The following is an 11,803-nucleotide window of genomic DNA, read 5'->3' on the forward strand; positions in this document are numbered from 1 at the left end:
TCAGCCGATCCGATACGGCAGCGGATGCCGGACATCCCTGTCGATCACCAGCCGTCGCTTGAGCGGCGGCACGGCACGCTGCAGGCAATTGGTGCGCTCGCAGATGCGGCAGGAGATGCCGATCGGATCGAAGGCGGTCTTGCTGCCCAGCTCCAGCCCGTCGGCGTAGACAAAATCCTGGGCGTAGGTGACCTCGCAGCCAAGTGCGATGGCATAGCGGCGATGCGGCGCGTTGAAGCCGCCGCCGCCCTTTGAAATCTCGGTTGCGATGCAGAGATAGCGCGCGCCATCGGGCGTTTCAGCCAGTTGGCGGATGATGCGCCCTGGCGTCTCGAAGGCTTGGTGCACGTTCCACAGCGGGCAGGCAGCGCCAAAGCGGGCGAACTGCAGCTTGGCCGCACTATGGCGCTTGGTGATGTTGCCGGCGCGGTCGATGCGGGCAAAGAAGATCGGCACGCCCTTGTGGCCTGGGCGCTGCAAGGTGCTGAGGCGATGCGCCACCTGCTCGATCGAGGCGCCGAAATGCGCCGCCAACAATTCGAGATCGTGGCGCAGCTCGCCGGCCGCGCGCATGAACGCCTGGTAAGGCAGGGCAAGCGCCCCAGCGAAATAGTTGCGCAGCCCCATCTTGCAGATCTCCAGCGCCTCGCTGGTGCGGAAATCGGCAGAGCGAGCGACCTGCGCCACCTCGGCCTCTATCTCCATCTCGGCGATCTGAAAGGCAATCTGGAAGCTGCGGGTGGCAAGCGGCGAGTAGGGGTTGAGAAACAGCACGCCCGATTTAGCGTCGAAGCGGCGCAGCGCGTCGTCATCGGCATCAACGCGGGCGATGCGGACTCCGTGCTTGCTTTCGAGATGCCCGGCGAGCGCCGCATAGCTGTCGCGCTCGCCGATGCCGAGTTCGCCCGCCAGCCGCTCGGCCGCCACATCGAGCGCGTGGATGTAGTTGTCGACGAAGTGGAAGAAGTCTCGCACCTCTTCGTAAGGCGTCGGCTCCGACCCGGCGGCACCGCGACCCAGCGTGTCGTCGAGGCTCGCCAGTTGCTCGGAATTGCGGCGATAGGCCTGGTGCGCCGAGATCAGCGCCCGGGCAAAGCCCGGCGCGTTCTGCGTCACCAGCTTGAGCTCCTGCAGGTTGGGCGCATAATTCTCGAAGATCGGATCGGACAGCGCTTCCGTCAACGCCGACAGCAACCGGTCATTGTCGCCCTGCGAAATCTCCGAAATGTCGATCTGGAACTTTTCGGCCAGCGCCAGCAGCACCGAGGCTGAGACAGGGCGCTGGTTGTTCTCGATCTGGTTGAGATAGCTGGTCGAGATGCCGATGCGCTCGGCGAAGCTCGCCTGCGTCGCCTTGTTGGCTTCGCGCAGTTCGCGCACTTTGCGGCCAATATAGAGTTTGCGGGTCGCCATATTTGCAATTTCGCAATTTACATTTTTGGAATTTGTACATTACGCTTTTGCACACTTTCAACGGTTTTCCTATGGCGGGCATAGGCGTAATGGGCGCTAACTGCGCCTTGCCGCTGACGCGGCGGGGAGACATTGTTTTGCAAGATCGTAGTGCGGGAGAAAAATAATGACGCTCTACCAGGCCGTCGCACCGGAACGGACAAGCCGGATAAGCACGATGGATGTAGTGGCAGTCGTAGCGGGATCGCTGCTGCTGACCGTTTCGGCCAAGATCCAGGTGCCATTCTATCCCGTGCCGATGACCATGCAGACGCTTGTCGTCATCGGTCTCGGCCTGGCGCTTGGCCCGGTGCGCGGTGCCGCCGCCGTGGCGCTTTATCTGACGCAGGGTGCGCTCGGCCTGCCAGTCTTCGCCGGCACGCCGGAAAAGGGCATTGGTCTTGCCTACATGATGGGCCCGACCGGCGGTTATCTCGCTGGCTACCTGCCTGCTGCCGCGCTCGCTGGCTGGCTCGCCGAACGCGGTTGGGATCGCAATGCCTTCACCGCCATGCTGGCTGCACTGCTCGCCGGCGCTGTCATCTACGTGCCCGGCCTGCTCTGGCTCGGCAGCGTCGTTGGCTGGGACAAACCGGTGCTGGCCTTCGGGCTTTATCCCTTCATCCCGGGCGACGTCATGAAGGCCGTGCTTGCGGCAATCGCTTTTCCCGCCGCCTGGAAATGGCTTTCTCACAAGGGCATGAACTGATGCGCGCCGTACTCGAACAACTGGAAGCCCGCCGCGCCGAGGCCCGCCTCGGCGGTGGCCAGAAGCGCATCGACGCCCAGCACGCCAAGGGCAAGCTGACGGCGCGCGAACGCATCGACGTGCTGCTCGACGAAGGCTCCTTCGAAGAGTTCGACATGTATGTCACCCATCGTACCACCGAGTTCGGCATGGCCGAGCAGAAGGTGGCGGGCGACGGTGTCGTCACAGGCTGGGGCACCATCAACGGCCGCCTGGTCTACGTCTTTTCGCAGGACTTCACCGTGCTCGGCGGCTCGCTGTCCGAGACGCACGCGCAGAAGATCTGCAAGATCATGGACATGGCCGTGCGCAACGGCGCGCCGGTCATCGGCCTCAACGATTCCGGTGGCGCCCGCATCCAGGAGGGCGTTGCCTCGCTTGCCGGCTATGCCGATGTATTCAAGCGCAATGTCGACGCCTCGGGCGTGGTGCCGCAGATCTCGGTCATCATGGGCCCATGCGCCGGTGGCGCGGTCTATTCGCCCGCCATGACCGACTTCATCTTCATGGTGCGCGACTCGTCCTACATGTTCGTGACCGGTCCCGACGTGGTGAAGACCGTCACCAACGAGATCGTCACCGCCGAGGAACTCGGCGGCGCCCGCACCCACACCTCGAAATCCTCGGTCGCCGACGGCGCCTACGAAAACGATATCGAGGCGCTGGAGCAGGTTCGTCTGCTGTTCGACTTCCTGCCGCTCAACAACCGCGAGAAGCCGCCGGTCAGGCCGTTCCACGACGACCCGGCGCGGCTGGAAAAGCGGCTCGATACACTGATCCCCGACAGTGCGGCCAAGCCCTACGACATGAAGGAGCTGATCCTCGCCATTGCCGACGAGGGCGACTTCTTCGAAATCCAGGAGGCTTTCGCCAGGAACATCATCACCGGCTTCATGCGCATCGAGGGCCAGAGCGTTGGCGTCGTCGCCAACCAGCCGATGGTGCTGGCCGGCTGCCTCGACATTGACTCGTCACGCAAGGCAGCGCGCTTCGTGCGCTTCTGCGATGCGTTCTCGATCCCGATACTGACCTTGGTCGACGTGCCGGGCTTCCTGCCGGGTACGGCGCAGGAATATGGCGGCGTCATCAAGCACGGTGCCAAGCTGCTGTTCGCCTATTCGCAGGCGACCGTACCGATGGTCACGCTGATCACCCGCAAAGCCTATGGCGGCGCCTACGACGTCATGGCCTCCAAGCATATCGGTGCCGACATCAACTATGCCTGGCCGACGGCCGAGATCGCGGTGATGGGCGCCAAGGGCGCGACCGAGATTCTTTATCGTTCGGAACTTGGCGACGCAGACAAGATCGCCGCACGCACCAAGGAATATGAAGAACGCTTCGCCAATCCCTTCGTCGCCGCCGAGCGCGGTTTCATCGACGAAGTGATCATGCCGCATTCGTCGCGCCGCCGCATCGCCCGCGCCTTCGCCGCCCTGCGCGGCAAGAAGCTTGATGCGCCGTGGAAGAAGCACGACACGATACCGCTGTGAGCAGGTCAAAAATGTTCAAGAAAATCCTCATCGCCAATCGCGGCGAGATCGCCTGCCGGGTCATCAAGACGGCCAAGAAGCTCGGTATCGCAACGGTCGCGGTCTATTCCGATGCTGACCGCGAGGCCCTGCATGTGAAGATGGCCGACGAGGCCGTCCACATCGGCCCTGCGCCGTCGAACCAGTCCTACATCGTCATCCAGAAGATCATCGACGCGATCAGGCAGACCGGGGCGGATGCGGTGCATCCCGGTTATGGCTTTCTGTCGGAGAACGCGAACTTCGCCGAGGCGCTGAAGGCCGAGGGCGTCGCCTTCGTCGGACCGCCGCCCGTAGCGATCGAGGCGATGGGCGACAAGATCACCTCGAAGAAGATCGCGGCATCCGCCGGCGTATCGACAGTGCCCGGTCACATGGGCCTGATCGAGGACGCTGATGAGGCGGTGAAGATCGCCAATTCGATCGGCTATCCCGTCATGATCAAGGCCTCCGCCGGCGGCGGCGGCAAGGGCATGCGCATTGCATGGAACGACACCGAGGCCCGCGAGGGCTTCCAGTCATCGAAGAACGAGGCAAAATCGTCGTTCGGCGACGACCGCATCTTCATCGAGAAATTCGTCACCCAACCGCGCCATATCGAGATCCAGGTGCTGGGCGACCAGCACGGCAACCTCGTCTATCTCGGCGAGCGTGAATGCTCGATCCAACGCCGCAATCAGAAGGTTATCGAAGAGGCGCCGTCGCCCTTCCTCGACGCCGAGACCCGCAAGGCGATGGGCGAGCAGGCTGTCGCTCTTGGCAAAGCCGTCGGCTATTTCTCGGCCGGCACGGTCGAGTTCATCGTCGATGGCAACAGGAACTTCTATTTCCTCGAGATGAACACGCGTCTCCAGGTCGAGCATCCTGTAACCGAGCTGATCACCGGCATCGACCTCGTCGAAGAGATGATCCGCGTCGCCGCGGGCGAGAAGCTGCGCTTCAGCCAGGACGATGTGAAGCTCAACGGCTGGGCCATCGAGAGCCGCCTCTACGCCGAAGATCCTTATCGCAACTTCCTGCCGTCGATCGGCCGGCTGACCCGCTATCGCCCGCCGGTCGAAGGCAAGCGTGACGACGGCACCATCGTCCGCAATGACACCGGCGTATTCGAGGGCGGCGAAATCTCGATGTATTACGACCCGATGATCGCCAAGCTCTGCACTTTTGCTCCAGGAGAAGCGGCTCCCGCCCGCCTGGCGGCGATCGAGGCCATGGGCCGGGCGCTCGACGACTTCGAGGTCGAGGGCATCGGCCACAATCTGCCGTTCCTGTCGGCGGTCATGGACCAGGAGCGCTTCCGCTCAGGCGCGCTGACCACTGCATACATTGCCGAGGAATTCCCCGACGGCTTTGCCGGCGTGACACCTTCCGAGGCCGACGCCCGCAAGCTTGCCGCGGTGGCGGCGCTGATCAACCAGTCCGTACAGCGCCGCAGCGCCCAGATCTCGGGCTCGCTCGCCAACCACCAGCGCCCCGTCGGCGCCGACTGGGTGGTTACCCTTGCCGGCCTCACTCTGCCGCTCCATGTCAGGGACGGGGCGGACGGCACCGTGGTCGAATTCGATGACGGCGCAGCACTTGCGGTATCGAGCGACTGGCTGCCCGGCCACCCGCACGCCAACTTCGCCGTGGGCGGTACCTCCATCGGTGTCAAGGTTTCGCGCTCGGGCACCGGCTGGCGCCTGCGCTGGCGTGGCATGGATGTGATGACCCATGTGCGCAGCCCGCGCGTCGCCGAACTGGCGAAGCTGATGCCGGTGAAGCTGCCGCCCGACACCTCGAAGATGCTGCTCTGCCCGATGCCGGGGGTGGTGACGTCGATCCTGGTCAAGCAAGGCGACACCGTCGAGGCCGGCCAGTCGCTGGCGACAGTGGAGGCTATGAAGATGGAAAACGTGCTGCGCGCCGAGCGCAAGGGCACGGTCAAGCGCGTCGCGGCAACCGCAGGCGAAAGCCTCGCCGTCGACGAACTGATCATGGAATTCGAGTGAGGTGTGCCATGACTGACCGCCCAACAAAGGCCGACTGGCGCAAGCTCGCCGAACGCGAGATCAAGGCGTCGCCCGACACGCTGATCTGGAACACGCCCGAAGGCATCGACGTCAAGCCGCTTTACACGGCGGATGATCTCGAAGGCATCGACCATATCGGTTCGCTGCCAGGCATCGAACCGTTCCTGCGCGGCCCACGCGCCACCATGTATACCGGCCGCCCCTGGACGATCCGGCAATATGCCGGCTTCTCGACGGCGGAGGCTTCCAACAACTTCTACCGCAAGGCGCTAGCCGCCGGCCAGCAGGGCGTGTCGGTCGCCTTCGACCTCGCCACCCATCGCGGCTATGACTCGGACCATCCGCGGGTCGAGGGCGATGTCGGCAAGGCCGGAGTGGCTATCGATTCCGTAGAAGACATGAAGATTCTGTTCGACGGCATTCCGCTCGAGCAGATCTCGGTGTCGATGACAATGAACGGCGCGGTCATCCCGATCCTCGCCAATTTCATCGTCGCCGGCGAGGAACAAGGCGTGTCGCGCGACAAGCTTTCGGGGACCATCCAGAACGACATTCTCAAGGAGTTCATGGTCCGCAACACCTACATCTACCCGCCCGAGCCCTCGATGCGCATCGTTGCCGACATCATCGAGTACACGGCAAAGGAGATGCCTAAGTTCAACTCGATCTCGATCTCCGGCTACCACATGCAGGAGGCCGGCTCGACGCTGGTGCAGGAGCTCGCCTTCACTCTCGCCGATGGACGCGAATATGTGCGGGCGGCGCTGAAAAAGGGGCTTAATGTCGACGACTTCGCCGGCCGGCTGTCGTTCTTCTTCGCCATCGGCATGAACTTCTTCATGGAGGCGGCCAAGCTGCGGGCGGCGCGCCTGCTGTGGTCGCGCATCATGACCGAGTTCGAGCCCAAGAAGGCGTCGTCGCTGATGCTGCGCACGCATTGCCAGACCTCTGGCGTGTCGCTGCAGGAGCAGGACCCTTACAACAACATCGTCCGCACCGCCTTCGAGGCGATGTCGGCAGCTTTGGGCGGCACCCAGTCGCTGCACACCAACTCCTTCGACGAGGCGATTGCACTTCCGACCGAGTTTTCGGCTCGCATCGCCCGCAACACCCAGTTGATCCTCCAGCATGAGACGGGCGTGACCAAGGTCGTCGACCCGCTCGCCGGCTCCTATTATGTCGAGGCCCTGACCAACGACCTCGCCGAGAAGGCCTGGGCGCTGATTGAGGAGGTCGAGGCGATGGGCGGTATGACCAAGGCGGTCGCAACAGGCCTGCCCAAGCGCCTGATCGAAGAGGCCGCGACGCGCAAGCAGGCGGCGATCGACCGCGGCGACGAGGTCATCGTCGGCGTCAACAAGTACCGGCTCGAACAGGAAGACGAGATCGACATCCTCGAGATCGACAACTCGGCTGTCCGCCAGGCCCAGGTCGAGCGCATCGAGCGCACGCGCCGGCAGCGCGACCCCAAGCGGGTCGAGGCAGCAATTGTGGCGCTTGAACAGGTCGCGCGGACAGGGGAGGGCAACATCCTGGCCGCCGCCGTCGATGCCTCTCGCGCCCGCGCCACGGTCGGCGAGATTTCGGACGCAATGCGCCGCGCCTTCGGCGATCATGCGGCCGTGCCAGAGGTTGTCGAAAACGTCTATGGAAAGGCCTATGACGACGAGCCGGAGTTCCGGACTTTGGTCTCGCGACTGGAGCAGTTTGCCGGCTCACTAGGCGAGAAACCGCGTATCATGGTCGCCAAGCTTGGCCAGGACGGCCACGACCGCGGCGCCAAGGTGATCGCCTCGGCCTTCGGCGATATCGGCTTCGAGGTCATTGCCGGGCCGCTGTTTCAGACACCCGACGAGGCCGCGGACACCGCCATTGCCTCGAGGGTGCATGTCGTCGGCATGTCGTCGCTGGCCGCCGGCCACAAGACGCTCGCCCCACAGCTGGTCGGGGCACTCAAGGCCAAGGGTGCCGACAACATCATTGTCGTCGTCGGCGGCGTCATCCCGCGCCAGGACTACCAATATCTGCTCGACCATGGGGTGGCGGCAGTGTTCGGCCCTGGCACCAATGTGCTCGACGCGGCGCGGGCCGTGCTCGACCTGATGGAAGGCAAGCGCCGCAACCAGTGAGCGCCACACGAGGCGAAAAAGGCCCGCTAAAGCGGGCCTTTTTTGCATTTGGAGATAGACAAGAAGATCCTCAGGCCGACACCTGTTCGCGGTCGTGCTCCGCGATCATCTCGCGCAGCGCTTCCAGCACCGAGCCCTTGAGATCGGCCCGTTTCAGCGCGAACGCCACATTGGCCTGGATGAAACCTTCCTTGGAGCCGCAGTCGAACATGCGTCCCCCGAACGGGCGGGCGAAGAACGCCTGGTTGTCGGCAAGCCTGACCATCGCATCCGTCAGCTGGATCTCTCCGCCGGCGCCACGCGCCTGGGTGCCCAAAAGCGTGAAGATCTCCGGCTGTAGGATGTAGCGGCCGTTGATGTAGTAGGTCGACGGTGCATCGGCCGGCTTCGGCTTCTCCACCATCGCCGTCACCTCGAAGCCCGAGCCGGTGGCTTGGCCCTGGCCGACGATGCCGTATTTGTTGGTCTCATGCGACTGGCATTGCTCGACGGCAATCACATTGCCGCCGGTTTCGCCATAGAGCTCCATGATCTCGGCCAGACAGCCGCGCTTGCCGAACGACACCATATCGGGCAACAGCAGCGCGAACGGCTCGTCGCCGATGATGTCGCGGGCGCACCAGACGGCGTGGCCGAGGCCATGCGGCGCTTGCTGGCGGGTGAAGCTGGTGGTGCCGGGCACTGGCAGCAGCGTTTCCAGCGACTTGATCTCGGCGACCTTGCCGGCCTGCTCGAGCGTGCCGATCAGTTCGGGATGCAGGTCGAAATAGTCCTCGATGACGGCCTTGTTGCGGCCGGTGACGAAGACGATGTGCTCGACGCCGGCTTCCAGCGCCTCGTCGACGGCATACTGCACCACCGGCCGGTCAACCACCGGCAGCATCTCCTTCGGCATCGACTTTGTCGCCGGCAAAAACCGCGTGCCAAGACCAGCCACCGGAATGACTGCCTTGCGGACTTTCCTGATTGCCACTTCGTTCTCCCTCAGATGTTCAATGCTTGTCCCTTGCGACAGCAAATTCCATGCGGAAAATAACTGCTTGGCGCGGCTATAGTTCCCGACTGATGACAATATTGAGGCAGCCGGAATCGGCCTGAGCCAATCAGGCAATCAACAAAGATTTCAGTCTGTTATGGCTACGCGGCCTTGCGGCCGATGGAGACGTAGGTGATGCCGTGGCGGGCGACGACCGCCGGGTCGTAGAGATTGCGCCCGTCGAAGATGACGGCTGTCGAGAGCTGCTGCCTGATCAGCTCGAAGGATGGCGCCCGGAAGTTCTTCCATTCTGTGGCGATCAGCAGCGCATCCGCCCCGCGCAGGGCCGCCTCCTTGGTGCCGCACAGCAGAAGGTCGTCGCGCTGGCCGTAGATCTGCTGCGCCTCGTTCATCGCCTCGGGATCGTAGGCCTGGACCTTGGCGCCTGCGGCCCACAGCGCTTCCATCAGCACGCGCGCCGGCGCCTCGCGCATGTCGTCGGTGTTGGGCTTGAACGACAGTCCCCACAGCGCAAAGGTCTTTCCCTGGAGATCCCCGTTGAAATGCGCCTTCACCTTGTCGAACAGCACCGCCTTCTGGGCGTTGTTGCGGTCTTCGACCGACTGCAAGAGCACCGGCTCGAAACCGACGTCTTCGGCCGTGCGGATCAGCGCACGCACGTCCTTGGGGAAACACGAGCCGCCATAGCCGAGGCCGGGATAGATGAAGTGGTAGCCGATGCGCGGGTCCGAGCCGATGCCCTTGCGCACCTCCTCGATGTCGGCACCAAGCAGCTCAGCGAGATTGGCCATCTCGTTCATGAAGCTGATCTTGGTCGCCAGCATGCAATTGGCGGCGTATTTGGTGAACTCGGCCGAGCGCACGTCCATGACGATGATCTTCTCATGGTTGCGGTTGAACGGCGCGTAGAGCTCGCGCATCACCGCTTCGGAGTTTTCGCTCTCGGTGCCGACGATGATGCGGTCGGGCTTCATGCAGTCGGCAACCGCCGAGCCTTCCTTCAGGAATTCCGGATTGGAGACGACGTCGAAGGCGAGATCGTCCCGCCCGCGCGCCTTCAGCGCCGCCGCAATCGCCTCGCGCACCTTGTCGGCGGTGCCGACTGGCACGGTCGACTTGCCGACGACGATCTTGGGCTCGTCCATCTCGCGGCCGATCGCATCGGCCACCGACAGCACATATTTCAAGTCCGCCGAGCCGTCCTCGCCTTGCGGCGTGCCGACAGCGATCATCTGGATCTCGCCATGGCGCACGGCCATCGCCGCATCGGTGGTGAAAACGATACGGCCGGCAGCGTGGTTCTCGCGCACCAAAGCCTCCAGCCCGGGCTCGAAGATCGGGATGAAACCCTGGTTCAGCCGCTCGACCTTGGCTGCATCGATATCGACGCAGACGACGTCATGCCCGACCTCGGCCAACACCGCCGCCTGTACCAGACCAACATAGCCAATGCCGAAAACAGTCAGATTCATAGGCCAGATCCTATTCGCGCCCGTGCGCTTCGCACGCGCTTGATACAGGAATTTGACAGCGCGTAGAAGTTCAGACGGCTACTGAATGGCGGGCCGCTCCCTGGCCGAGATAAACGTCGAAGCGCGCCGCAATCGAACGCACGAAAGGTTTGCCACGCTCGGTGACGACAAAGCGGTTGCCGGAGCGGATGAAGATGCCGTCGCGATCACCGGTGGCCACAAGTTCGGCCTCGGCAATCACCGTGCGTGCAGCATCGCCGAAACGGCACAGCAATTCGCAGCGCGAGAACGAGAAATCGCACATCAGCCGTTCGATGACCCAGGAGCGCATGCGGTCCGCATCGCTGAGCGCCACGCCGCGCACGGTGGCCAACCCGCCTGCGAGCACGCGGCGTTCATATTCACCCGTCGCCGGCATGTTCTGGACATAACCCTGAGGCAGAAGCCCGATCGACGATGCGCCGAGCCCAATCAGCGCGTCGGCCTGGTCTGTCGTGTAACCCTGGAAGTTGCGGCGCAGCGTGCCCGAGCGTGCTGCGACGGCAAGGCTGTCGTCGGGCAGCGCGAAATGATCCATTCCGACGGCCTCGTAGCCTGCAGCCAGGATCAGCCGGGTCGCCACCTCGGCCTGCTCCAGCCGTGCCGAGGCATCCGGCAGAAGCGCCTCATCGATCATCGTCTGGTGCTTCTTCATCCACGGCACATGCGCATAACCGAACAAGGCGATACGATCCGGGCGAAGCGACAGCACCGACTCCGTCGTCGTTGCGATGCTGTCGAGCGTCTGGTGCGGCAGACCATAGAGCATGTCGAGATTGACCGAACCCACGCCGCGCGCCCTCACCGCATCGACGACCGACTTCGTCTGCTCGAAAGTCTGTTCGCGGTTGATGGTCTGCTGCACGCGCGGATCGAAATCCTGCACGCCAAGGCTGGCGCGCGTCATGCCGATGGCGGCCAGCGCATCGAAACGCGCCTCGTCCATGTCGTTGGGGTCCATCTCGACGCTGATTTCGGCATCTGGTGCGAAGGCAAAGCTCGAGCGCATTCTTTCGCCCAGCGCACGGATGTGCTCCGGCTTGAGCAGCGTCGGCGAACCACCGCCGAAATGCAGCGCCGTGACATTGAGCCTTTTGCCGGTGAGTGCCGCGACCGTCTCGATCTCGGCGTCGAGCGCCTGGAGATAGCGCTCGACCGGATCGTACTGGCGCGTCTGCTTGGTGTGGCAGGCGCAGAACCAGCACAGCCGGTCGCAATAGGGAATATGGACATAGAGCGATCCCGACGCCCCCTTGGGCAGCGCGCGCAACCAGTCGCCATAGGTCGCCGACGACACCTCGGCATTGAAGTGCGGCGCGGTCGGATAGCTGGTGTAGCGCGGCACGGGCGCTGCGTATTTCTCGACGAGGGTCTTGTCCATGAGGGTCTCCGTCTTTGCCACAGACTGGAACCCGAGCGCCT

General features: G+C 63.6%; 8 protein-coding genes. 4 read left to right on the forward strand and 4 right to left on the reverse strand.

Annotated elements, in window-relative coordinates; genetic code table 11:
• Positions 1-1,413 (reverse strand): XRE family transcriptional regulator, encoded by a 1,413-nt coding sequence (locus tag B015_RS0124950; protein WP_018430488.1) that lies wholly within the window; start codon positions 1,411-1,413, stop codon positions 1-3.
• Between the two features lie 166 nt (positions 1,414-1,579).
• On the opposite strand from B015_RS0124950, the gene B015_RS0124955 reads away from it, so the two are divergent.
• Genes B015_RS0124955 through scpA form a run of 4 tightly spaced genes read left to right on the forward strand, consistent with a single transcriptional unit; the run spans position 1,580 to position 7,873 of the window.
• On the forward strand, positions 1,580-2,161 hold the full coding sequence (locus B015_RS0124955; protein ID WP_018430489.1) for a biotin transporter BioY: 582 nt from the start codon (positions 1,580-1,582) through the stop codon (positions 2,159-2,161).
• Positions 2,161-3,693: an acyl-CoA carboxylase subunit beta gene (locus tag B015_RS0124960; RefSeq protein ID WP_018430490.1), complete on the forward strand. Its 1,533-nt coding sequence runs from the start codon at positions 2,161-2,163 to the stop codon at positions 3,691-3,693. The genes B015_RS0124955 and B015_RS0124960 overlap by 1 nt, the downstream gene beginning before the upstream one ends.
• An 11-nt stretch (positions 3,694-3,704) precedes the next feature.
• Positions 3,705-5,723, forward strand: coding sequence for an acetyl/propionyl/methylcrotonyl-CoA carboxylase subunit alpha (locus B015_RS0124965; RefSeq protein WP_018430491.1), 2,019 nt, complete (start codon positions 3,705-3,707; stop codon positions 5,721-5,723).
• An 8-nt stretch (positions 5,724-5,731) separates the two neighbouring features.
• Positions 5,732-7,873, forward strand: a complete 2,142-nt coding sequence (scpA, locus tag B015_RS0124970) for a methylmalonyl-CoA mutase (protein WP_018430492.1) — start codon at positions 5,732-5,734, stop codon at positions 7,871-7,873.
• 70 nt (positions 7,874-7,943) lie between these two features.
• Here scpA and B015_RS0124975 read toward each other — a convergent pair whose 3' ends face one another.
• The 3 genes from B015_RS0124975 to hemN all read right to left on the reverse strand — a co-directional run bounded on the left by B015_RS0124975 (position 7,944) and on the right by hemN (position 11,762).
• A complete protein-coding gene (locus tag B015_RS0124975; protein WP_026227700.1) occupies positions 7,944-8,840 on the reverse strand; it encodes a UTP--glucose-1-phosphate uridylyltransferase in 897 nt (298 codons plus the stop codon).
• 170 nt (positions 8,841-9,010) lie between these two features.
• The gene (locus B015_RS0124980) at positions 9,011-10,342 is read right to left on the reverse strand and encodes a UDP-glucose/GDP-mannose dehydrogenase family protein (RefSeq protein ID WP_018430494.1); all 1,332 of its coding nucleotides are present in this window, start codon (positions 10,340-10,342) and stop codon (positions 9,011-9,013) included.
• A gap of 70 nt (positions 10,343-10,412) precedes the next feature.
• The gene (hemN, locus tag B015_RS0124985; RefSeq protein WP_026227701.1) at positions 10,413-11,762 is read right to left on the reverse strand and encodes an oxygen-independent coproporphyrinogen III oxidase; all 1,350 of its coding nucleotides are present in this window, start codon (positions 11,760-11,762) and stop codon (positions 10,413-10,415) included.
• Between the last annotated feature and the right edge of the window lie 41 nt (positions 11,763-11,803).

It is taken from the genome of Hoeflea sp. 108 (genome assembly GCF_000372965.1).
Classification (GTDB): domain Bacteria; phylum Pseudomonadota; class Alphaproteobacteria; order Rhizobiales; family Rhizobiaceae; genus Aminobacter.